Annotated in this window: 19 protein-coding genes and 1 pseudogene; 14 read left to right on the plus strand and 6 right to left on the minus strand. The window is 72.8% G+C overall.

Going from position 1 to position 22,635, the window contains the following annotated elements:
- Window positions 1-525 precede the first annotated feature (525 nt).
- The 5 genes from FB558_RS30750 to FB558_RS30770 form a co-directional block, all read right to left on the minus strand.
- The gene (locus FB558_RS30750) at window positions 526-1,302 is read right to left on the minus strand and encodes a hypothetical protein (RefSeq protein WP_142059616.1); all 777 of its coding nucleotides are present in this window, start codon (window positions 1,300-1,302) and stop codon (window positions 526-528) included.
- Window positions 1,303-1,560: 258 nt separating this feature from the next.
- Window positions 1,561-2,820, minus strand: a complete 1,260-nt coding sequence (locus FB558_RS30755) for a hypothetical protein (protein WP_142059618.1) — start codon at window positions 2,818-2,820, stop codon at window positions 1,561-1,563.
- Between the two features lie 301 nt (window positions 2,821-3,121).
- Window positions 3,122-5,119 (minus strand): VWA domain-containing protein, encoded by a 1,998-nt coding sequence (locus FB558_RS30760; protein WP_142059620.1) that lies wholly within the window; start codon window positions 5,117-5,119, stop codon window positions 3,122-3,124.
- Between the two features lie 77 nt (window positions 5,120-5,196).
- Window positions 5,197-6,528, minus strand: a complete 1,332-nt coding sequence (locus tag FB558_RS30765) for an AAA family ATPase (protein WP_246106875.1) — start codon at window positions 6,526-6,528, stop codon at window positions 5,197-5,199.
- The gene (locus FB558_RS30770; protein ID WP_142059623.1) at window positions 6,525-6,707 is read right to left on the minus strand and encodes a hypothetical protein; all 183 of its coding nucleotides are present in this window, start codon (window positions 6,705-6,707) and stop codon (window positions 6,525-6,527) included. The genes FB558_RS30765 and FB558_RS30770 overlap by 4 nt, the downstream gene beginning before the upstream one ends.
- A gap of 835 nt (window positions 6,708-7,542) precedes the next feature.
- Here FB558_RS30770 and FB558_RS30775 point away from each other — a divergent pair.
- The 14 genes from FB558_RS30775 to FB558_RS30850 all read left to right on the plus strand — a co-directional run bounded on the left by FB558_RS30775 (window position 7,543) and on the right by FB558_RS30850 (window position 21,150).
- A complete protein-coding gene (locus tag FB558_RS30775; protein WP_142059625.1) occupies window positions 7,543-7,956 on the plus strand; it encodes a winged helix-turn-helix transcriptional regulator in 414 nt (137 codons plus the stop codon).
- 305 nt (window positions 7,957-8,261) lie between these two features.
- Window positions 8,262-8,822 carry a hypothetical protein gene (locus FB558_RS30780; protein ID WP_246106939.1) on the plus strand — a complete coding sequence of 187 codons (561 nt, stop codon included), beginning with the start codon at window positions 8,262-8,264 and terminating at the stop codon, window positions 8,820-8,822.
- Between the two features lie 245 nt (window positions 8,823-9,067).
- On the plus strand, window positions 9,068-9,874 hold the full coding sequence (locus FB558_RS30785; protein WP_246106876.1) for a hypothetical protein: 807 nt from the start codon (window positions 9,068-9,070) through the stop codon (window positions 9,872-9,874).
- Window positions 9,875-10,091: 217 nt separating this feature from the next.
- Window positions 10,092-10,658 carry a hypothetical protein gene (locus FB558_RS30790; protein WP_246106877.1) on the plus strand — a complete coding sequence of 189 codons (567 nt, stop codon included), beginning with the start codon at window positions 10,092-10,094 and terminating at the stop codon, window positions 10,656-10,658.
- Window positions 10,658-11,614, plus strand: coding sequence for a CpaE/TadZ family protein (locus FB558_RS30795; RefSeq protein ID WP_142059629.1), 957 nt, complete (start codon window positions 10,658-10,660; stop codon window positions 11,612-11,614). The genes FB558_RS30790 and FB558_RS30795 overlap by 1 nt, the downstream gene beginning before the upstream one ends.
- Before the next feature lie 152 nt (window positions 11,615-11,766).
- Window positions 11,767-13,170, plus strand: a complete 1,404-nt coding sequence (locus FB558_RS30800; protein ID WP_142060516.1) for a TadA family conjugal transfer-associated ATPase — start codon at window positions 11,767-11,769, stop codon at window positions 13,168-13,170.
- Window positions 13,167-14,138: a type II secretion system F family protein gene (locus FB558_RS30805; RefSeq protein WP_246106879.1), complete on the plus strand. Its 972-nt coding sequence runs from the start codon at window positions 13,167-13,169 to the stop codon at window positions 14,136-14,138. Before FB558_RS30800 ends, FB558_RS30805 begins: the two co-directional genes overlap by 4 nt.
- A 34-nt stretch (window positions 14,139-14,172) precedes the next feature.
- Window positions 14,173-15,081, plus strand: coding sequence for a type II secretion system F family protein (locus FB558_RS30810; protein ID WP_142059630.1), 909 nt, complete (start codon window positions 14,173-14,175; stop codon window positions 15,079-15,081).
- A gap of 65 nt (window positions 15,082-15,146) precedes the next feature.
- On the plus strand, window positions 15,147-15,362 hold the full coding sequence (locus FB558_RS30815; protein WP_142059632.1) for a hypothetical protein: 216 nt from the start codon (window positions 15,147-15,149) through the stop codon (window positions 15,360-15,362).
- Between the two features lie 4 nt (window positions 15,363-15,366).
- On the plus strand, window positions 15,367-15,873 hold the full coding sequence (locus tag FB558_RS30820) for a TadE/TadG family type IV pilus assembly protein (RefSeq protein WP_142059634.1): 507 nt from the start codon (window positions 15,367-15,369) through the stop codon (window positions 15,871-15,873).
- 132 nt (window positions 15,874-16,005) lie between these two features.
- The gene (locus tag FB558_RS30825; protein WP_246106880.1) at window positions 16,006-16,458 is read left to right on the plus strand and encodes a TadE/TadG family type IV pilus assembly protein; all 453 of its coding nucleotides are present in this window, start codon (window positions 16,006-16,008) and stop codon (window positions 16,456-16,458) included.
- An 89-nt stretch (window positions 16,459-16,547) separates the two neighbouring features.
- Entirely contained in the window at window positions 16,548-16,937 is a 390-nt protein-coding gene (locus FB558_RS30830) for a hypothetical protein (protein ID WP_142059638.1), read from the plus strand.
- Between the two features lie 181 nt (window positions 16,938-17,118).
- Window positions 17,119-20,295: a BTAD domain-containing putative transcriptional regulator gene (locus FB558_RS43510; protein ID WP_170231609.1), complete on the plus strand. Its 3,177-nt coding sequence runs from the start codon at window positions 17,119-17,121 to the stop codon at window positions 20,293-20,295.
- 213 nt (window positions 20,296-20,508) lie between these two features.
- Window positions 20,509-21,150 carry a prepilin peptidase gene (locus FB558_RS30850; protein ID WP_170231610.1) on the plus strand — a complete coding sequence of 214 codons (642 nt, stop codon included), beginning with the start codon at window positions 20,509-20,511 and terminating at the stop codon, window positions 21,148-21,150.
- Between the two features lie 516 nt (window positions 21,151-21,666).
- On the opposite strand, the pseudogene FB558_RS30855 reads toward FB558_RS30850, so the two are convergent.
- Window positions 21,667-22,510, minus strand: a pseudogene (locus FB558_RS30855) (transposase family protein).
- Window positions 22,511-22,635: the final 125 nt, after the last annotated feature.

Genomic DNA, 22,635 nt, shown 5'->3' on the forward strand with positions numbered 1-22,635 from the left:
CAATGCGGCCGGATCGGGCCGGTCGCGGTCCGCGGCGAGGGCCGCGGCCAGGCCGGGCAGACCCTGTGCGCGCGCTGCGTGAGCTTCCCCCGCCGACCCTGCGGGGTCTGCGGACGCACCCGCCGCGTCGCTGTCCGCGCCACCGCGACCAGTCCGGACCTCTGCCCGACCTGCCACCAGGCACCAGCGCTGACCTGCCAGCAGTGCGGCGCCCGCGACCTCTGTCGCACCACCGGCCCTGACCGGACACCCTGGTGCTTCCGCTGCCAGCTCACCACCCGCCTCGACAACCTCCTGACCCCGCCCGGCGCCGACACCGTCCCCACCCGGCTCCGCACGCTGCGGGACGCAATCGCCGCCATCGACAACCCGCGCACCGCGCTGGGCTGGCTGCACCGCAGCCCCGCCGCCCGCCTACTCACCCGCATCGCCACCGGCGAGCTTCCCCTCACCCACGCCACCATGGACACCGCCGCCCCCGCCCCCGACGCCGACTCCGTCACCGGCGCAGGCGCCGTCGAGCACCTACGCCGACTCCTCGTCGCCGCCGGCGCGCTGCCCGAACGCGACGAACGGCTCGCCCGAGTGCACGCCCACGCCGACACCACCATCGACACGCTCGACCACCCCGCCGACAAGACCCTGCTGCGCTCCTACCTCACCTGGCAGCTGCTGCGCCGCCTCCGCGCCCGCGCCGAGCACACGCCCGCAAGCCCGGCCGCCGCCCACCGCGCCCGCAGCCAGATCACCGCGGCCGCGCGCCTGCTCACCGCGCTCCACGACACCGGGAGCGACCTCCCCCACGCCACCCAACCCGAGCTCGACACCGCCCTGGCCGCCATCCCCAACCCCCGCGCCGCGCTCGTCTTCCTCAACTGGGCCCGCCGCCAACACCTGACCACACTCACCGCGCCCACCCCAGCGCCCAACCAGCTGCCCCGTGACTTCCTCGACGACCAGCACCGCTGGGCCGCCAGCCGGCGCCTGCTCGCCGACACGACGATCCCGACCGCCGACCGGGTCGCCGGACTCCTCGTGCTGCTCTACGGCCAACGCGCCAGCACCATCTCCCAGCTCACCCTCGACGACATCGCCCCCGCCCCCGACTCGGCCGTCACGCTCTCCCTCGGCCGCGACCGCCTGCTCATCCCGCCACCACTGGCCGAGCTGATCACCCAGCTCCCCGACAGCCGACCCCGCGGCGTCGCCGCGAGCCTCGCCGACCGTCGATGGCTGTTCCCCGGGCGCCAACCCGACCGTCCCGCGCACCCCGCGACCCTCATGGCCCGCCTCGCCCGTCACGACATCCCCCTGCGCCTGGCCCGCAACGCGGCCCTGCTCCACCTCGCCGCGGAACTACCACCGATCGTCATCGCCGACCTGCTCGGCATCCATCCCGCCACCGCCAACCGATGGTCCGACGCCGCAGGAGGCCGCTGGATGAACTACGCAGCCCACCGTCATTCCGCCGGTTCGAACATCAACTCGTTACCGGTGCTGGCCCGTGGAGCAGAGAACGGGGGCGGTGACCAGAAGGTCACCGCCCCCGACAGGCTCGGCTCAGCCCGGCACGGTCGTCGCGTGCTCCTTCCGCCCGGACCGGGCCGAACCGTTCGACACCCGCCCGCCCCGACCGGCCCGCGCCGTCGCGCCACCGGCCGCGTTGTCCGTGCCGTCGTCCCGGTCGTCGCCCGGACCGCCGTCGGCTACGCCGACGACTGGGCCGACCGGGGCCGCACCCAGGGTGTCTCCTGCCGCCGTCGGGGCACCCGAAACCGGCGCCGTGGCCGGGGTGGCCGTGGGGACGTCGTCGGAGGCCTCCGCGATCCGGTACCGCTTGGGCTTGTCCGACGTCCGCACCGCCCACCCGGAGGAGACCATGCGCTCGAGCGCGTTGGCCACCGCGCCCGAGGAGCGACCGACCGCCTTCGCGACCGCGACCGGGCCGTGCTCGCCGTCGGAGTGCTCGCGCAGGAAGTCCTCGACCATCCCGTGCAACGCACCCGACCCCAGCCGAACCGATCCCGAAGAGTTCGTCCGGGCAGGTCCGGGTGTGCCGGTGTCGTGCGTGTCAGCCGTACCCGTGTGGGCCATCTCGTCCTGCGGCGGAAGCGTCGTCATCGGCGGTGTGGTCGTCTCCCCCGGGATGCTCGTCTGCCCCGGCGTGCTCGGCTCCGAGGAAGCGGACGAGGTGGGCTCCCCAGTGGTGGTGTCTGCGGGCGGCAGGGTCGAGGGCAGGGCGAAGTAGCGGGTCGCGGCCCGCGCGGTCGCACCGGGTGTGGTGTCCACGCTGCCCTCGGCGCACCACCGGTTCAACAGCTTGAGCACGACGCTGCGGCTCGCGGGCACCGACCGGGCGAGTTCGGTGGCGGTACAGCCCGGCTGCTTGCGCAGCTCGGCCCACACATCGTCAGCGACCGGGCTCTTGTCACCCCCATCTCCGGTGTCGGTGTCGGTGTCGGTGTCGGTGTCGGACGCAGGGGCCACGTCATCTGTCGTGGCCTCCGCAGCGGCCGGATCCGGCGCGGCGGTGTCCGGGGGCGCACTGTCGGTACCGGGCTCCGGGGCGGGGTCGTCCGGCGCGGCGGCCGTCGCGGTGGTGGCGTTGGGGCTCCGGGTGCCGCGCCGGTGCCGGGTCAAGGCCCGGGGCGCCGGGCTGTCCGGGCCCGCCGCCGTGGGAGTCGTCGTCGGGTCCGTGGCGCCGTCCTGGGTGCCGGGGTCATCGGCGGCCACGTCCGACCCCGCCGCGTCCGGCACGGTGCTGTCCGGCGCCGTGGTGTCCGGCGCCGTGGTGGTGCGGGTGGTTCGTGGTGCGGGCATGACGTTCCCCTTTGTGATGGGTGTTCGGTGGGTGGGTCATGCCCCCGGGGGCGGTGTGGCCCGTCGGCGCGCGCTGCCGGGTGGTGCTGGGCTACACGGATATGAGCGCTCTGCGCGGTGGTGAAGTCAAGCGATCTCTACGGAAAGGTGTTCGTGCACGTCAGAGTCGTGTCGAGCGGCTCCCGGCCCACCTCCGAGCCCCTCCGTGAGAAGGGAAGGGGTGGCCGTCGCGGGGCGGTTGTGATGCTCCGCCCGTCCCGCGCCCCGGACGGGCCCCCGTGCGGGGGCCCGTCCGGATCGGTCAGCGGGTGGAGTGCAGGGCGCGGGTGGCGGCCCGGGCGATGGCCTGCGCGGACGCGGCGGGGTCGGCCAGGGCCTGCATGGTGGCGCCGTGCAACGCCCGGGCGGTGGGGTGCGGGGCGAGCCACAGCACCCCGCACCCGGCCCTGACGAGCCGGTCGACCTTCGTCTGCGCGGCGATCCGGGGGGCCGGGGAGAAGTAGCCGTCGGACACGATCACCAACAGCCGCGCCGCGCCCGGCCGAGACAGCCCCAGCGCGCCGTCGAGGGCATCGATCGCCTCGTCGATGACCTCGTAGCCGTCCGGGGCGTTGAACCGGGTCACCTCACGCGGCGCGGTCCCGGGGCGGGTGATCGCATGGACCTCGTCGCCGAAGGTGACCGTGACCGTGGTGGTGGCGACCCGGGTGTGCGCGGCGGCGTGCGCGAGGATCCACGCCGCCGACGCGACCGGCTTCGCGAACCCGCGCATCGAGCTGGACACGTCGCACGCCACCCCGACGCGCAGCGGCGGGGTCGGCACCGTGCGGCGGGTGGTGCGGGTGAACGGTTCCGCGGTCGGGATCGCCCCGGCCGCCCGTTGCGCGTCGGCCGCCAGCACGCCGCGCATCCGCAGCCGTCCCGGTGGCAGCGCGGAGGTGGTGCGGGTGGCGACCCGGTCGCGGATCCCGGCGGTGTCGAGCAACCGACCGACCTGGCGCGCGGCTTGCCGTTCCGCCCGGGTGGGCGCCCGGGTCCCCGCGATCACCTCCGACCACCCACGACCCCGGGTGCCGCTGCACGGGGCGGACCCCGCGTCGTCGGTGCCGGGCGGGCCGAACACCCGCAGCGCCGCAGCATCGGCGTCCGCCCGCGCGGCCGCCTCCGCGGTCGACACCCCCTCCGCCGCAGCGCCCCCAGTGGGAGCGTCGGCGGGGTCGGCGGGAGTCGTCTCGTTGCCGACCATGAGGGCGACCCGGGCCACCGCGTCGCCGATCGCCCGGGCCAGCACCGAGGACTCATCGTCGGCCGGGCCGTCCGGACCGTCGTTCCCCGAACCGTCGGCCGCCGAACCGTCACCCCCGGCGACGCCACCTCCCGTCCCCGCCGGGTCGGCCGGATCGGTGGTGGGGTCGGTGCCCAGCGCGGTGCACCAGCGGCGACCCAGCTCGATCATGGCGCCGGTGTCGTCATCGCCGGTGGCGTGCGCGGCGGTCCAGATCTCGCGCAGCGTCGCGAGGGTCTCCTCGCCGAGGACCTCGGTCACTGCGGAGGTGACCGGGGCGACCTCGTCGTCGGTGAGGATCCCGGCGTCGACCCGGGCCAGCAGCAGCGCGGCCGCCCGTCCAGCGTTCCCGGGGGTCATCGCGGGCCCACCCACCGCGCGGGCGGTAGGCGCCGGGGCGACGCCTCCCGGTCCGCCCACAAGGCCCGCATCGTGCCCGGCGGCCGGGGCCGTCAGGGTCACGGTGATGGGCGCAGGGCCCGGGGTGGGCACAACGGCTGGGGTGGGCACAGCGGCCGGGGTCATGGCGAAGTCGGCGAGGATGAGGTGGGTGGCCGAGGCGCGGAGCCAGTGCCGGTCATCGGGGCGGCGTCGGATGTGCGCGGCCTCGATCCGCGACTCCTCGAGCAGGGTCGCTGCGGCGACCGCGCCCGGGGGCGCCCCGGAGGGGTTCTCCCACACCGAGTGCGCGGCGTGGGCGCACTCGTGGACCAGTAGCCCCCACGCGGGCCCGTAGCGGGCCCGATCCCCAATCCGGTGCGGCGCGATCGTGGTGGGGTCGACCGCGCCGAGGTGGGCGCTGTCGACCTCGATGGTGGCCAGTGCGGGCAGGAAACATGCCGGGGCGCCCCGGCCCGCACCCGGTGCGATGGTGACCAGGAGGTCGTCGCGGTCGGCGATGACCGGGACCTCGTCGGTCAGCGCGACAGACAGGGCCAGCCAGGTCGGGTCGGCGGCCGGGGCCGGGGTGGCGTCCGGGTCGGCGATCACGTGGGCGGTCGGGTGGGCGGTCATGTCGTGCTCCTTCGGGTCGGGCGGTAGCGGTTGGGGGCTCGGCCGGGGCCTTCTCACGGCCCGGGGGGTGGGTCGGGTCAGATGCGGGGGCCCAGGGACAGTGGGGTGTGCTCGGCGCCGAACGCGTCGCGGACCACGGTGGCGACGGTGTCGCGGTCCTCCTCCGGGGCGACCCCGACGAGGTTCCCGGCGGCCGCCTCGACCCCGAGGACCTTGGCGATCTTGGAGAACGCGATCAGCTCACGCAGCTGCGGTGCCCACCCGACCTCGCCCCGACGTTGCCGGGTCGCGAGGTTGCGCGCCGCGCGCACCGCGCGGCGGTCGATTTTGAGCTGGGTGGCGAGGTCATAGTCCGAGGACACCTGGATCTGCGCGGAGAACCGCGAGGACAACGCGTCGGTGAGGACCGCGCCGTGCACCCCGGGGTTGTGCCCCGCCACCACGTAGAACCCTGCGGCGGCATCGACGACCTCGCCACCGTTGGCCTTCACGATCACCTGACGGCGCCCGTCCATCGCCGGATACAGGGTGGCCAGCACGTTGGGCGGGATCAGGGTCGCGTCGTCGACGAACAGGCACCGGCCCTCGCGCATCGCCCGGACCAGCGGGCCGTGGACGAACACGTAGCGACCCTCGGGGGTCTGGGTGTACTCGCCCACGATGTCCGCGACGGTGGTGTCCCCGTCACCGGGCACGGTGATCAGGTCACCGAAGGCCGCCTCGACCACCGAGGTCTTCCCCGTGCCGGGCGGGCCGTAGAGCAGGGCGGGCACCCCGGCCGCGCGCAGCTTGCGCAGCGCGGTCACATCGGGCATGCCAGCGACGAGACGCGGGTGGTAGAGCTGCCCGTTCGGGCGCGGCACCGGCCCGGACACCGGCTCCTCCACCGCACCGGTACCCGACGTCGCGACCGCACCTGGCCCGGCCGTGACGGTCGCGGCCGAGCCGGGGGTGGGGCCTCGACGGGCCCGGGGCGTCGTAGGGCCTCCCGGTCCCGGGGTGCCGCTCACAGCGGGGCCGGACGCGGTGCCGCCGGGAGTGGTGCCGGTCGCGGCGGATGTGGTACTCGGTGTCGGCCCGTACCGGGTCGGGCCTGTGCCGACCACAACCGCCTCCCCTCGCGAGGCCAGAACCTGTAGCGCGTTGGCCACCGCCCCCGCGGAGCGGCCCGCCAGCGCCCGGGCGATCTCCCCTGCGGTGTACGCGCCCCCGGCCCCGTCCGCGAGGTACACGGCCACCTGACGGCGCAGCTCACCGTTGCGCAACCGCCCCGAGGGCCCCACCGGACCCGGGGTCCTCGTGGCGGGCACCGTGGCCCCGCCGGTCGCGGCCGCCAGGGTCGGCGTCCCCGTGGTGGGGTCGGTGGCCGCGTGCATGATCGTCTCCTCGGGCGTGGTGGGGGTGCTCATCGGGTCCACCCGCTCGGCAGGCAGCCACCGCGGGACAGGTACTCGTCCAGCCCGGCCACCAGCTCCAGGGCCTCGAGCGCGTCCTGGGCCCATTCAGTGGGGCACCCGTCGCTGTATCCGGTGCTCAGGCACCCGGTGACCAGGGCCCGCAGTTCCGCGAGCGTCGCCTCGACGTCCATCTCGATCTCCTGTTCTGGCCCGTTCCGGGGCCGGTCGGTTGCGCAGGCCGGATCGTCGGGCACAACTCACCCGTTCTGACCATTGGATTTCGTCTCCGCCTCGGCCCTCATTGGGTGCCTCCGACCCCTTTCGGGGGCCTCCGGGTGACAACCACCAATATACTCCTCGACCCACCGCATGGCAACGATTCACACGACTTCAGTCGGGGTCGATCGTGATAATTGTTCAATAACCCCGACCAACACTTCACCGCAGTGGTGAATCACCGAAGGCGGGATCGAAACGGCTCGGCCGTCAAACAGGGAAGTGGCATTCCCGTCATGAATGCGAGCGTAAGTGAGGGGGAGTGGGAATAGGGGTAACCGGAATCGACATTCACAGGGAGCAATGAAGGGATCGGAACGAGTGCGAGCAAGAATCGATCAGAAGTGGACGCAGGCGACGGGCGCCCGACGTGAACCAGTGCTTGTTGCCAAGCGAGTCTGGTACACCAGGTGATCCGTCACCGTGGCCAGCACGCTGGGGCTTCGTCGCGACGGTGGGGTGCGGGCCAAGTCGGAACCGTCGGTTGACCCCTTCGTTGAGCCCTCGATTGAACCCCCATCTGCAACTACTTTCGGCAATAATGATCACCCGGCCAGCTACGCTTCGTGAGATTCTGGACGGTGGTGACACGCTGCTGACCGTGGTACTGCTCTGTTCGAGTGAACGTCACCGGTTCGACCGCGGAGCGGCGGACGGGTCGTCAGGCTGGCCGGACCTGCCCGCTCTGGGGCGGTCGCCGTGGCGCATGGGCTGCGACGTCGGGGAACAACAGGTCATCCAGGAGGAGTCATGGCCGACGACGAGGCGTTTCTTCACGACGTCTACGACATGCTGCACATCTTCGGTGATAAATGGACCATCCCAGTGATGGTCGCATTGTCCGACGGACCTCTGCGACCTTCGGAGATTCTGTCGCGAGTGAACGGGTACCGCGTCGACGAGAATTGGCCGGACCGTCACGCGGTGCTGCACGATAGCATTCTGGCCAGGTCGCTCGCCAGAATGACCGCTATCGGGCTACTGAGCCGCACTTCCGCAGATTCGTTTCCGCCGAAGGTGATCTACGCACTGGAGCCGCCCGCCACCGAGTTCCTCGAACTACTCGCGCATGCCTTCGGGTGGCCTCGTCAGCATGCGGAGGTGGTCTCGCGGGCGCAGGTATTCCATCTCGGGAGGAAGGCCGCCGGCGACCCCAGCCGATGAACCGGATACCGGGAGCAGCCGGGGGCGCGGCGTGGCAATCACCGGCTCCGGTGTACGCCAGCGGCGGTGCGGGTTCCCGGCCGATGGTGCCGCAGGGCGACCGCAGGACGCTCCGATGACTTGCTCCGATCGAGTGAAATCGGGGACTGTCTTCCACTCCGACTCCGAAGGTGGTGCTTCCTGACTTTGCAGTCGGAGTGGTCGCAAGGTGTACATGTGATCCAGATCGCGACACCGGTCGCGGTCGTGCTGTTCGGAGGTCGGACATGGGTCGGGGGACTCGCGGTCACGGTAGGTGGCGGGTGATGGTCGGCGTACTTTTCGCGGCGAGCACGCTGGCCGGCTGCAGCATCGGCGACCCGGTCAGTCCGATCCCACCGCCCGGCCCGAGCTCGGACGCGGCGCCATCGCCGGTCCCGGAGTCGCCCGGTGTCGAGTCTGAGTCAGACGCCGACCGTGCGTCCCGTGACGGTCTGGCGGCGTATGAGGCCATGTGGCAGGACTTTGCCGAGGCCGGGTTGACGTCGAACTGGCAGTCACCTGAGCTCGGTCGTCACGCGACGGGGATCGCGCTGACGAACCTGTCCAGGGGGCTGTATGCGGACAGCTACAACGGATTGGTGACCAGAGGCGAGCCGCTTCTGGATCCGCGGGTGACGTCAGTCGAACCGGTCGACGACCCGACGACGGTGCGGGTCGCGGACTGCGGGGACTCGTCGAACTGGCTGAAGTACCGCGTCGACTCCGGTGCGCGGGCCAACGACAGCCCGGGTGGCCGCCGGATGATCACTGCGGTCGTGGAGCGGCAGTCGGACGGGTCGTGGAAGGTATCTGACTACGCGGTCAGGGACCTCGGGTCATGTTGACCGGATCCGCGGCCGTGGCGGTGTTGATAGCGACGGCGATGTCCGCGCCGGTGCCGCCAGATCCAGGGCCAGCAGGTGACGGGTGGGGCAGCACGACGTGCAGCGAGGCGCCGTCGCCGGAGTGCGAGTTGCACGCCGGAACGCCGGGTGATGCGGATGCCGACCCGGGAGCCGGTGTGGAGGATCGCGCGCCGCGAGCGCCCGCTCCGCGACCCGATGCCGATCGTGAGGAGAACGACGACGGCGTGGTCGACGACGACCGGGTCCGTTGCAGCTACGTGCGGAGCGACTTCCAGCCCCCGTCCGACGGGGTCCGGCCGGTGTCCTACGTGCCCGGGCCGGACGGGGCAGGCGGCGCCGTGCGGCCCGCGGACAGGGTCATGACGGCGTCGGTGCCGGGTTCGCCGGTGGCCCGTCCGGCCGAGATGTCGACGGCGGCGGCGGTGCGTGAGGCGCCGCCGGATGAGGAGGGTGCCTGGTACGTGTGGAGGTGCTCCGGCACCGGGAACGTGGACTCGCTGTACCGAGCGCCGGTGTGGATCGCCGACGACGAGGTTCCGGGGGTCGACGCCGGGCCGTCACCGGCCGAGTTGGCGCGGCAGGCCCGAGACCGGCTCCGGCTGCCGGCTCCGTCGATCTCCACCAACCCGACCGGTGACCAGTTGGTGAACGTGCCGACGTGGTTGTGGCTCGCAGACGGTTTCGCGCCGGTCTCGGCAACGGCCGCGGTGCCGGGGGTGTCGGTCACGGCGGTGGCCACGCCGACGGCGGTCATCTGGAACATGGGCGATGGCAACACGGTGACCTGCCAGGGGCCCGGCACCCCGTTCGTGGCCGGAACCGACCCGGTTGCGGTGTCGCCGGACTGCGGGCACACCTACCGGTCGTCCTCGGCTGGGCAGCCCGGTCAGGGATTCTCGGTGACGGCGACGGTCCGCTGGACGGTGACGTGGTCGGGCGCAGGTGATGGCGGCACCTTCCCCGATCTCAACTCGACGATCACGACGACCTTCCGGGTCGCGGAAGTGCAGGTCCTCAACGACGGCGGCTGAGCCGCCGAACAACCCCATCCGCCCACCATCGCGACGCGCAGGAGCGTGCCGCGCGGCTCACGCACGCCCGAATCGAGGAGGTCCCCGTATGGCGACCATGACGACAGCGCCGGATTCCGGCCCACCAGCGCCCACATCTCGGGGTCGGTGGGCGGGGCGTGGTGGCTCGGGCGGGCCGCCGTGGAGCGGTCCACGTCGGCGGCGCAGCGTGCCGCACATGCTGCTGGGTGTCCTGCTGGTCGCGGTGTGCGCGGTGGCGTCGCTGTGGGTGTTGACGGGTTCGGACAGTCGGCGTCCGGTGCTGGCGCTGGCGCGCGGGATGACCGTCGGGCAGGTGCTCGGCCCGCAGGACCTCCTCCCGGTCGATGTGGCCGTCGACGCCGGGGTGGGCGTCATCCCGGCAGAGCGGGCGGCGCAGCTCGTCGGGCAGCGGATGGCGACCAGCTTGCCGGCCGGGGCCCTGTTGTTTCCGGACGCGGTCGGGGTCGGCGAGGTACCGGTTGCGGGGCAGGGGATCGCGTCGTTGGCGTTGGGGTCGGGTCAGCTCCCGGCGGAGGTGACGCCCGGTGCCCGGGTGGCGGTGGTGTTCGCCCCGCCGCAGCCCACGCCCGGGGCGGGGCCGCCGTCGAGGGTGTGGCCGGCTGTGGTGACCAGCGTCGCCTCGGCGCAGAGGGAGCAGGTGACCGTGGTGTCAGTGGCGCTCGCGGAGGACGACGCCCGCGAGGTGGCCGCGGTCCCGGCGGGTCAGCTGGCGCTGGTGATGCTCTCTGCGGGTGATCGCTGATGATGGTCGCGGTCCTGAGTCTGAAGGGCTCCCCGGGGGTGACGACGTTCTGCGTGGCGCTGGCCGCGCGCTGGCCGGGCACGGCGCGCCGCGTCCTGCTGGAGGCCGACCCGGCTGGCGGTGACCTGGCGGTGAGGTTCTCGCTGGACGCGTCGCCCGGGCTGTTGAGCCTGGCCGCCGACGCCCGCGGCGCCGGCCCGGAGGTGATCGGGCGCCACGTCCAGCTGTTGCCCGGCGGGATCCCGGTCGTGGCGGCACCGCCGGACGCCGAGCTGGCCCGAGGCGCGTTGGCGGCATTGGTCGCGAGCACCGACCCAGACGCCGATCGCCGGCAAGGTGGCGGCGCGGGTGGTGTGGTGCGGGGCGTCGCGGACCTGCCCGACACCGTGGTGATCGTCGATTGCGGCCGGGTCGATCCGGGGTCCCCGGCGATGCCGCTGGTACGCGCCGCGGACGTGATGCTGGTCCTCACCCGTGCCGGCGCCGGGGACCTCGCCCATCTGGTCCGCCGCCTGGAGCAAATCGGCCACTGGTCACCCCACCCGGTGCTGCTGCTGGTCGGGAAGGGGCACTCGGGCGCCGCGGTGACCCGCGAGCTCGGTGTGACCCCGCTGGGCCGGGTACCTGAGGACGTCCGTGGCGCCGCGGTGCTGAGCGGGCAACGCGCCGTGGTGCGCTGGGTACGCGCCGGGCCCTCCCGATCGCTGCTGGGCCAGTTCGCCCAGGAGATCGCGGCCAGGCTCGCCGACCCGCACCCGCAACCGCCACCGGCTGCCCAGGGCCGGTTGCGGCGCGCTTGGCGAAGGGCCGGACCGAGCCCGACCGGACCGGCCGACGGCCGTCCCGAGCCAGGCACCGACTGTCACGTTCCCGACCCGCGCAATCCCCGATCTCGCATCCCCGACGTTGCGGCGGCGGTGCTCCCGCTGCGTGGCAGGCAAGGACGAGCATCATGACGACCCGAGACGCCGGCCACCAACACCCCGGTCACGAACACCCCGACGACACCCCACCCCCGAGAGCGACACCCTCGTCGGGTCGCTTCGGTCCCCGGGCGCGACCGGAAGCCGTCCGCGCCGACGTCACCGCCCGGCGCGCTCCCGAACACATGCCGGGCCCGCGACGGCCCCTCGGGTCCCCGGATGCCGGTGCTCACGATGCCGGTGCTCACGGGGGCGGGGATGATGTGGCGGTCGCGCGGCTGCGTCGTCGTCTGCGCGACGCGCTGGCCGAGGACCTGCCCCGGCAGGTGGAGGACCAGCAGCGCCGCACCGGGGCGGCGACCACGTCGCAGGGTCGCCGCGAGCTGGCCCGCGCGATCGCCGAGGCGGCGATCCGGGCGCACTGCGAGACCGAGCTGAGCGCGAACCGGGCGCTGGTGGATCGTGATCGGGAACAGCAGGTCCTCGGCGAGGTCCTCAACGAGCTGTTCGGCATGGCCGGGCTCCAACCGCTGCTCGACCACCCGACCATCGAGACGATCAACGTGAACCGGTTCGACCGGGTGTTCGTGCAGTACTCCGACGGACACCGCGAACAGGTTGCACCGATCGCCGGGTCGAACCAGGAGCTGACCGACCTGGTCCGGCTGATGGCGGCGCGGGCGTCCAGCCAGGAACGACGGTTCGACCAGGGCAGCCCGTCGGTGAACGTGCAGCTCCCCGGTGGGGAGCGGATGTTCGCGGTGATGGGGGTGACCGCCGACGGGGTGACCTCGTTGTCGATCCGCCGCCACGGCTACCTCACCGTGACCCTGCGCGACCTGGTGCTCAACGGGACGATCGACGCCGGTCTGGAGGCGTTCCTGCGGGCGCTGGTGCGCGCCAGGAAGAACATCGTGCTCACCGGCGGCACCGGGGTCGGGAAGACGACCCTGCTGCGCGCGCTCGCCGCGGAGATGCATCCGCTGGAACGTCTGGTCACCATCGAGGACGCGTTCGAGCTCGGGTTGGAGATCGATCCGGCCATCCACGCCGACGTCACCGCGTTCCAGGCGCGGGAGGCCAACATTGAGGGCGAGGGCGCGATCTCCCAGGCCGAGCTGGTCCGGTGGGCGCTGCGGATGACCCCGGACCGGGTCATCGTCGGGGAGATCCGCGGCCCCGAAGTCATCCCGATGTGCAACGCGATGAGCCAGGGCAACGACGGGAGCATGGCGACCCTGCACGCGTCCAGTTCTCGGGTCGCGTTCACCCGCCTGGCCTCCTACGCCGCCCAAGGCGTCGAACGGCTCCCGCTCGAGGCGACGAACCTGCTGGTCGCCAGTGCCGTACACTTCGTGGTGCACCTTGCGCGTGGGGAGGACCGACGGTCGCGGGTGGTGTCCTCGATCCGGGAGATCGTCGGCGCCGACGGCCCGAACATCGTGTCCAACGAGGTGTACCGGCCCGGCCCGGACCGCCGCGCCCGACCAGTCGCCGGAGCGCTACGCACCGACACCCTCGACGACCTGGTCGCCGCCGGGTTCGACCCGACCCTGTTGCAGCACCCCGACGGGCAGTGGCCGACATGACCGCCACCGTTACCGCCACCGTGATCAGCGCGGCCACCACGAACGGCTCTGCCGTCACCACCGCCTGGGTCGCGGCGGCGGGTCGGCCGGTCGCGGCGCTGCTGGGCGCCGGTGTCGGCCTCGGCTTGTTCCTCGTCTACCTCGGGTTGCGGCCGATCGACTCCGACGACTCGCCGCCGCATCGTCCGTGGGGTATGCCGCGGTGGTTCGGTCGGGCCGAGCTCGATCGGCGGCGCCTGTTCGCGCGGGTCGGGGTGGCGGTCGCGGTCGGTGTCGTCGCCGGGGTGCTGACCGGGTGGGTGGTCGGCGCGGTGCTGGCCGGGCTCGCCTGCTGGGCGCTGCCCGGCATCCTCGGCCCCGATCGCGGCCGGACGGAGCGCCTGGCCCGGATCGAGGCGGTCGCCACCTGGACGGAGATGATCCGCGACACCCTGTCCGCCGCGGCCGGGCTGGAGCAGGCCGTCCTGGCCACCGCCCCTTTGGCACCAGCTGCTATCCGCCCGGAGATCACCGAGCTGGCCGCCCGCATCCGTAGCGGCGACCGTCTGGTCCCCGCGCTGCACGGGCTGGCCGCCCGGCTGGCCGACCCGACCGCGGACCTGGTGGTCGCGGCGCTGGTCATGGCCGCCGAGCAACAAGCCCGCCAGCTCGCCGACCTGCTCGGCTCGCTGGCCCAGGCCGCGCGCGAGCAGGTGTCGATGCGGTTGCGGGTCGAGGCCGGCCGGGCCCGGTCCCGCACCTCGGTGCGAGTCATCGTCGGCACCACGGTGAGCTTCACGGTCGGCATGGTGGTCCTCAACCGCCCCTACATGGCCGCCTACGACTCGCCCACCGGCCAGGCCGTGCTGCTCGCCGTCGGTGCGCTGTTCACACTCGGGCTCGGTTGGCTCCAGCGCATCTCCACCGTCGACGAGCCGGCCCGGTTGCTGACCATGGACGGCGAGCGCGCCGGAAGGAGCGCGTCATGACCGGCCGCGACGCGATCGGGTGGGGAGGTGTGTGGTGATCGTCGCTCTCGCGTTGGGGTGCGGGTGGGGGATCGGGCTGTGGGCGTTGGCGGTATACGGGTTCCCGCCCCGGGTCTCCCTCGGCGAGGCCCTCGCCCGCGCGATCCCGACACCCTCGATACCGCCACCGACACCGCCACCTCTCCTCGACGGTGTCGACGCCGGATGGGTGGATCGGGTCGGTCGGCCGTTCGTCGGCCCGATGCGCTCCCTCGGGCTGCCCGGCACCCGGCTCGGCCGGGACTTGGCCGTACTGGGACGCGCCACCTCCGGGCACCTCGCACAGAAGGCGGTGCTGAGCCTGGCCGGGCTGCTGCTGCCCGCGATCGCTCAGCTCGTCCTCGCCCTGGTCGGCGCCGCTCCGGGGATCGAACTGCCCGTCCTCGCCGCGCTGGTCCTCGCCGCGGCCGGGTTCGTGGCCCCCGACCTCGGTGTCCGCCGCGACGCCGCCGCGCTGCGCACTGGGTTCCGGCACGCCCTGTCGGGCTACCTCGACCTGGTGTGGATCACCCTGGCCGGTGGGGCGGGGGTGGACAGCGCGCTCGGGGACTGCGTGGCGATCGGTCGGGGGTGGGCGTTCGACCAGATCCGCCGCGCGCTGGACACCGCCCGCCTGACCCGCGTTACCCCGTGGGCGACGTTGCGTCGCCTCGGGGAGGAACTCGACGTCACCGAGCTGGCGGAGCTGGCCGGGACGGTCAGCCTGGCCGGCACCGAGGGCGCCAAGGTCCGGGTCAGCCTCGGCGCCCGCGCCGCGGCGATGCGCACCCGGCAGATCACCGAGGCCGAAGGCGCGGCCGAGGCCGCCACCGAACGCATGTCGCTGCCGGTAATGGTCCTGTTCCTCGGATTCCTCACCCTGATCGCGTTCCCGGCACTCGTCCAGGTGCTCGAGGGCCTATGAACCCGGACTTGCACAGGCGGCCGAGACCGACGTCCGCGACACCATCGATACGGAAGGCGAAGCTGATGCACACCTGGTGGAAAACCCTGTCGGCGACGATCTGGTCGACGCCGATGGGTACGGAGGTCAGAGCGCGTTGGGAGGTCCTGCGACGCGACCCGGACGCGGGCTACTCGACCGAGGCTGTCCTGGTCACCGCCCTGCTCGTCGTAGCCGCGCTGGTCGTCGTGGCGATCATCGTCGCGAAGGTCACCGAGAAGGCCAACGGGATCGTCCTCTGATCTCATGGACCGGCACACCACGACGCACCACCACACGAACCCGGACGGCGCACCGCCGTCGGCGGCCGAGGGTCCCGCGGCGCTCGACGCGCGAGGCGGGCCGGACCGGGTGCGGTGTCGACAGCTCCTGCGGGGTGATCGCGGCTCGGTCACCGCGGAACTGGTACTCGCAACACCGCTGTTGTTGCTGATGCTGCTCGCGATCGTGCAGTTCGCGACCTGGTCACATGCCACACACATCGCCCAGGCCGCCGCTTCGCAGGGCCTCGCCGCGCTGCGCACGCAGGACGGCGACCCGCCCGACTGCGCCGCCGCCGCACGAACGGTGCTCGACCAGCTGGCCGGCGGCCCGCTAACCGGCGCCGAGGTCGACTGCGTCCGGGACGCCACCACGGCGACGGTGCGGGTCGACGGCGCGGTCACCCCGGTGATCCCGCTGGTGAACCTGCCCGTCCGCGGGGACGCCGCCGGCCCGGTCGAACGTTTCGTCCCCGATCTCACCGGCGGATGAGGACCACTGATGGCCGAGGAACCGAACGGCGGCGCGACCCGAAGGGCCCGGGTCGACGCGGCGGATCGTGGCGGATCGGCACTGCCGTCGTGCGCCCGCCCGACGTCACACGGCCATCATCACCGGACCGGCGTGCGGCGCTGGAGAGGCTGGTGGCGGGCCGACACGGGGTCCGTCGCGGCGGAGGTCACCCTGCTCGCCCCGGTCCTGATCATGCTGCTGGTGTTCGTGGCCGTGGTCATCCACCGCGGCGTCGACGCCCGGCTGCGCCTGAACGACGCCACCCACCAGGCCGCCCGCGCCGCCAGCATCGAACGCACCGCCCCTGCCGCCGACACCGCCGCCCGCGCCACGGCCACCGACGCGTTGGCCGCCGCCGACGTGGCCTGCGCGACCCTGGAGGTCACGGCCGACACCACCGACTTCCGGCCCGGCGGCACGGTAGTGGTCACGGTGTCCTGCACGGTCGATCTGAGCGATGCGTTGATCGTCGGCGTACCCGGCCAGGTGGTCCTGTCGGGCACTGCGGTCGAACCCGTCGACACCTACCGCGCCCTCGCCCGACCCGCCGGCGGCCCGCGATGACCCTCCGCCACCCGCAGCGCCGCGCCACCTCCTCGCCGGCGGCCGGACCAGGCCGCCTCGGTAGGTGGTGGGGAGCGGACGAAGGCCGGGTGACCGCCTTCGTCGTCACGCTGATGACGGCGATCCTCGTCCTAGCCGCGCTGGCCCTCGACGGTGGGCTCGCCCTCGCCGCGAAGATCGAAGCCAACGGACGGGCCGAGTCGGCGGCCCGGGCCGGGGCCCAGGCCATCGACCTCGGCGCCTACCGCGTCGAGGGCCGGCTGGCCCTGGACCCCGACCGCGCGGTCACCGCCGCCCAGGACTACCTCGCCGCGGCCGGAGCGTCGGGCACCGTGACCGTCACCGGGGACGCGGTGTCGGTCAGCGTCACCGCGGCGCACCGCACCCAGCTCCTGGGTTTGACAGGCATCACCACCCTGACCGTCCACGGCACCGGACGGGCCCAGCCGCAACGCGGCGTCCTGACCGCCGAACCCTGACGCCGAACCCTTGAACGCTGAGACCGAGCACTCCGGCAGAAACGAGACGGTCGTGTCCTTCCCCGCGAGCAGCCCCCGCCGGTCCCGTGCCACCCGGTCAACGCAGCCGTCCCACCGCCTGTCCCGGCGGGCCGCAACCTCCCGGGGATGCGCCGGGGCGCTGCGGGTTCTGGGTCGTGCGGTGCGCGCGCTGGTCGCCGTCGCGGCGCTGGCCGTGCTCGTCGGTGGCGTGCCGTGGGCGTTGTGGCGCTACATCGGCTGGCCGCTGCCAACCCGGGCCCCGACCCTGCCCGAGGTCCAGGTCGTGCTGCTGGGCCCGATGCACTCGACCCTGCTCCTCGACGTGCTGGCCTGCGTGTGCTGGATCGTGTGGGCGGCCTTCTCGGTCGATGTCGCCCGCTGCGCCCGTGACGCCGTCCACGGCATGCGCATGCCCAGTGCACTGGCCGTCCGGACCTCACGATCACCCACCCATGCCGTCGCCGCGCTGCTGGTCGGCGCCATCGCCATATCCATCCTCGGCAACCGCGCCGCCGCGCACCTGCACACCGGCACGCCGCCTGGAGAGCAACGCGGCGACACCGGCACCGCCACCTCAGCCCCGACCTGGCACATCCCGCCACCGATCCCGATCATCGGCGACCCGGCCCAGGCCGGTCTGCGAACGGCCGGCTTCCTCGTCGGGCAGGCCCACGATCCCGGGCAGCAGGATCCGAGGCAGCAGGACCCCGGGCAGCAGGATCCGAGGCAGCAGGATCCGGGGCCGGAGGAGTCGGCGGTGCCGGACTCGGTGGTGGTCCGCGCTCCCGACCCGCGGACCGGGATCCACGACTCGCTGTGGCGGATCGCCGACCGCACCCTCGGCGAAGGCGCGCGCTGGCCCGAGATCTTCGAGCTCAACCAGGGCAAGCCCCAACCCGACGGCGGCACCCTCGTCCGCCCCAGCCTGATCTTCCCGGGCGAGGAGCTCCGGCTGCCCGACCTCGGGCCGGACCCCGGACGCGGCGACGAGCCGCCCTCGCCGGTCATGCCCGTCCCCGAGCAGCCCGGCACCTCGAACCCGCAGCAACCCGGCGAGGCCGTCCCCGCGCTGCCCGACAGCACCGCCCTCCCGGAAGATGTCGCGCCGCCCGGCCACCTCCCCGATCGCGTGCCCGAGGTAGCGGCGCCCGCGGATCCCGGCCTCAGCTGGGGGACGGAGATGTACGTGGGCATCGGGTTGGCATCGGCGATCAGCGCGGCGCTGCTGGCCGCCCGGCGCCGACATCGGCGCCGGTATCGTCCCGGCAGTGGGCGCCGAGACGACCTCCCGGTCGCGCCCGTGATCTACCAGCTGCGCCTGGCGCATCTGCGAACCGGCCAGGACCCCGACCGTGAGGACCAGCGGAACCGACCCGACGCGGCCGGACATGACTCCCCGGCCCGACACACCGGATGGGGCCTCGCCGATACCGGTGATCCCGACGATGCCGAGATCTGCGACAACGAGATCAGGGACGGCGCGCTCGGCTCCGACCTCGACGACCTCCACGACCTCGACGCCGAGGAGTCGGGACCGGCCTGGTCGGGCGACACTTCGGACAGGGCCGGGGCCGGGGCCGGGGCGGGCGCACCGGTGGTGGGAACCCGCGGCGGTCGTGGGCTCGCCCTAGACCTTGCCGTAACCCGCGGGCTGGGGCTGGTCGGTCCCGGCGCCGCGGCGTCGGCTCGAGCGCTACTGATCGACACACTGGCCGCCCTACGCGACCGGGACAGCGCCGGGTGTGTGATGGTGCCGGTAGGGGACCTGGCGGCGCTGCTCGGCCCGGCCGGTGCCGCCGCGGACCCGCCCGCCGCGCTGCGAACGACCGAGACCCTCGACGACGCGCTCGACGAGCTGGACGCGGTAATACTCGCCCGCACCGACGAGCACGACCCCGCCGACCCGGCAGACCCGGTCGTGCTGCTCGTCGCCCGACCCGAGCAGCTCCACCGGGCGCAGCTGCAGTCGATCCTCGACAACGGGTCGAGCGTCGGGATCGTGGGCATCCTGCTGGGCCAGTGGCAGCCCGGGGTGACCGCCTACGTGAACGAGGACGGCACCGTCTCCGCGACCAGCCCCGGCGCGGGCGAGGCACTGCGCGGGACCCGCCTGTTCCACCTCGGCGAGACCGAGACCTCACAGCTACTGACCCTCCTGCACCGCGCACAACCCGAAACCGTCGACCCCGCCCTGCCCGACCCCGACCTCTCCGACCCCGACCTCGACTTCTCCGATCCAGCGCCCGCGGACCAGGAAAGCGACGCCCCCGGCGCCGACGGCCCCGAGAGCGACGACCAAGCAGGTGGCCTACCGGACCTGCCGACTCGACCGGTCACCGACCTGTCACCACGGCCGCACCCGGAGGGCAGCACGGAATTTCCTGCTGTTCCCACCGCATCAGCCGAGGGGCCGGCCCCAATGGAGCGCACCATCGGCGACGCCGCCGCCGGGAACGACCCGAAGCCTGGCGACCGGGCACCTGTGCGGATCACCGTGCTCGGACGCCCACAAGTGCACTGGCGGCCGGACCCGGACACCGCGGGCGGATCGGGCGAGGAGCGCGAGATCACCGGCGCACTACAACCCCGCACCCGCGAGCTGCTGACGTTCCTGGCTCTGCATCCCGAGGGCGCCCGTCGTGAGGAACTGGCCGACAGCCTGTGGCCCGAGAGTCCGCCCGGGCGGACCACCAGCTCGATGAACAGCGCCCTGACCCGGCTACGCCGCGCCCTGGACGACGCCACCCAAGGCGCTGTCCTCGACATCGTCCTCGCCGGAGACGGCCGGGTCCGTCTCGATCCGACCATGGTCGACGTCGACTTCTGGGACTTCGACGCCGCCGTCACCGCGCGCCGCGGGGCGACCACCACAGGGCAGCGCCACGACGCCCACCAGCGCCTCGTGGACGCTTACGGCGGCACCCTGGCCGACGGAATGACCGCGGCCTGGATCGAACCGGTGCGGGAATCGGTGCGCCGTACCGCGCTCGACGCGGTCGTCGCGCTGGCCCGCGAGCTCCATGACACCGATCCACAACAGACCCTGGACCTGCTCGAGACCGCGCGCGCATTCGACCCGTACAACGAATCGGTCTACCGCACCATCATGCGGCTGCAATCCACCCTCGGGCTGCTCGACGCCATCCCGCGCACCCTGGCTCTGCTTGCCACCCGGCTCGCCGAGTTCGGTGACCGACCGGCCGCCGACACGCTCGCCCTGGCCGAGCAGGCCGCCCAACCACCCAACCGCCCCGGCAACGTCCCACCGACGTCACCTCGACCGGACCATCCCACGCAGCCTGGCCCGCCCGCCATCGGGCGACGTCGGGCCGGCTGAACCACGAACGTAGCCGTTCGCGCCCCGCACGCTCGGCGCCGGCACCGACAGAACCCACCGCCGACAGACAACAACCGGCAACACAGTCTGTACAACGGTCACGCAACGTCACCGTACGGAGGAACCAGCGATGTGGGGAGCACGTCGAGCCGTCGCCGAGGAGACCGGATCATCTGGACGGCCGGATCGATGTCTCCCGTCGCGAGCCGTCTGGTGACCTCGGCGCTGACCGTCGCGCTGCTCTGGGGCGTGGGTGGGGCTGCCGCCGGTGCCGTCGTCGCCGCGGTCGTGACGCCTCGGTTGCTCAACCACGAGCCGCCCCCGAGCCGGACACGTCTGCTCGCCGGTTGCGCTGCCGCGACCGGGCTTGCCCTCGCTCTACTCGCGGCCCGGTTCGTCGGCATCGAGCTCCTCGCCTTCAGCTGCGTCGCGGCGATCGGCATTGCGGCCTCCGCGATCGATCTGATCGAGCGGAGACTGCCCAGCCAGGTCCTGCTCCCCTGTTACACCCTCCTCATCGGGCTTCTCCTAATCGAGGCCGTACGCACCGCCGCCCCCGGAAGCTTCACCCGGGCCGTCAGCGCGGGCAGTGCGGTCGCGGGCGTGTACCTGGCCGTCGCACTCGCTTCCCGCGGCGGCCTCGGCGCGGGAGACGTCAAGCTCGGCGGCCTGCTCGGCATAGCGTTGGGCTGGCAAGGATGGCCTGTCGTCCTGGCCGGCATCCTGCTCGCCTGGACGGCCGCCGCAACCACAGTCCTGATCAGACGGCGAGCCTCGAGCGTCGCCGACGCGACCATTCCGATGGGTCCGTTCCTCGTGATCGGAGCCGTACTTGCGCTGACGACGGTCTCGTAACCCCAGCCGGACGAGGGCGACATCGCTCCGGAAACAGGCGACGAGCGATGCGGCGGCTCGGCAACGGAGGCGCTCCGCGTTCATCGCAACTGACGGCCGTGCCCGTTCATCTTCTACCCGTGCGGCGGGAACCGCAGCACCAGGACCTCGAACAGGTCAGGATCGAGCCGGAGAAGTCATAGGTGCGGGCGAGTACCGACACCAGCACCGGTGCGGGAGGCAAGGACTACCAGCATCGCCTCTGCCAACGTGTCAGGATCTCCGCCAGGGGGAGCGGGGACGTGCCCGGCACCGAACCCGGCGACCAGGCCGTCGCACATCTGTGCAGCGGCGAGCAAAAACGTTGTGGTATCGCCGAGGACTCGTCGTGACGAGACGGACCTCGACGGAGCGGAGCGCGGGAGCGACAACTGTGGTCCGCTTGGCGAGGGGTGTGAGGATGCGGGGTCGGCCTTCAACGACGTAGCCCAGCGGGCCGTCGTTGCAGGAGACGAAGGTGTGACCACTGAGGTGATCTCAGCAAGATCGGTTTCGTAGCTGGTGTTCGAAGTAGGTGAGTACGAGTGCGCCAGCGACGATTCGGCCGATTTTCGAGGGGCTGGCGGTGATGCGTTGGAGGGTGCGCCAGCGGGTGGTGAGTAGGGCGAAGGCGCGCTCGCCGGGCGCGCGGGTGGCCCGGTGCAGCGCGTTGTAGGTCTGATGGTCGGGCGCGAGGACGTTGCCGTCGCCGGGCTGCTTGACCGGTGTGTGCACGCCCTGGCCTGCGCCTTCATAGCCGGAGTCGGCGAGTGCGGGCAGGCCGAGCTGGGAGGCCGACCAGTACAGCGCACCGAGGACGTGCTGCTGGCGGGCTGCGGCAAGGTCGTGCCGGTGCCCGGGCACCACGTCGGAGGTCCAGACCGGGAACCCGTCGGGGCGGATGACGGCCTGCACGTTTCCGCCCGGTGCTCGATGCTTTCCCGAGTACCAGGAGTTGATCGTCTTCCCTTTTCGCGCTGGTGGTCGTCTCGGCGCAGCGGTCGGTGCGGAACACCTTGCCGTCCAGCACGACGTGCGACCAACCCTGCTCGGCTACCTGCGCCAGGGCGTCGTGCAGGTCCGGCGCCCGGGCGTGCAGCACCCCGATGACCTCGTCGCGGTAGCGGTACGCCGTCGCCCGCGACACCCCGAACCCGGCGGCCAGCACGGTCATCTCCTCGCGCTTGCGATACCACACCAGCACCATCAGCGCCTGATACCAGCAGGTCAACGCCCTGCTGCCGCGACGAGTGCCGAGCCGGCGGCGTTCGGCCCGCAACAGCCCCGCCACCCGGGTGAGTAGTTCACGGGGCACGTCAAGCATGGCACGATAGGCGATCACGTGGGGTCATCGTCCTCGGATGGATCTTGTGGTGAGAACGTCCCTATCGGGGACCCCACGCCCACACCAGCACCGCACGGATTGCCCGGGTTGCCCGTGTCGCGGCCCGTCAGTGGCCATTCCTT

This window comes from Pseudonocardia kunmingensis (assembly GCF_006716445.1).
GTDB lineage: Bacteria > Actinomycetota > Actinomycetes > Mycobacteriales > Pseudonocardiaceae > Pseudonocardia > Pseudonocardia kunmingensis.

Coding starts and splice junctions, on each gene's coding strand:
- FB558_RS30820 (WP_142059634.1), top strand. CDS start 15,367: ATGGACCGGCACACCACGACGCACCACCACACGAACCCGGACGGCGCA.
- FB558_RS30765 (WP_246106875.1), bottom strand. CDS start 6,528: ATGAGCACCCCCACCACGCCCGAGGAGACGATCATGCACGCGGCCACC.
- FB558_RS30815 (WP_142059632.1), top strand. CDS start 15,147: ATGCACACCTGGTGGAAAACCCTGTCGGCGACGATCTGGTCGACGCCG.
- FB558_RS30805 (WP_246106879.1), top strand. CDS start 13,167: ATGACCGCCACCGTTACCGCCACCGTGATCAGCGCGGCCACCACGAAC.
- FB558_RS30770 (WP_142059623.1), bottom strand. CDS start 6,707: ATGGACGTCGAGGCGACGCTCGCGGAACTGCGGGCCCTGGTCACCGGG.
- FB558_RS30800 (WP_142060516.1), top strand. CDS start 11,767: ATGCCGGGCCCGCGACGGCCCCTCGGGTCCCCGGATGCCGGTGCTCAC.
- FB558_RS30790 (WP_246106877.1), top strand. CDS start 10,092: ATGCTGCTGGGTGTCCTGCTGGTCGCGGTGTGCGCGGTGGCGTCGCTG.
- FB558_RS30760 (WP_142059620.1), bottom strand. CDS start 5,119: ATGACCGCCCACCCGACCGCCCACGTGATCGCCGACCCGGACGCCACC.
- FB558_RS30775 (WP_142059625.1), top strand. CDS start 7,543: ATGGCCGACGACGAGGCGTTTCTTCACGACGTCTACGACATGCTGCAC.
- FB558_RS30795 (WP_142059629.1), top strand. CDS start 10,658: ATGATGGTCGCGGTCCTGAGTCTGAAGGGCTCCCCGGGGGTGACGACG.
- FB558_RS30755 (WP_142059618.1), bottom strand. CDS start 2,820: ATGCCCGCACCACGAACCACCCGCACCACCACGGCGCCGGACACCACG.
- FB558_RS30780 (WP_246106939.1), top strand. CDS start 8,262: ATGGTCGGCGTACTTTTCGCGGCGAGCACGCTGGCCGGCTGCAGCATC.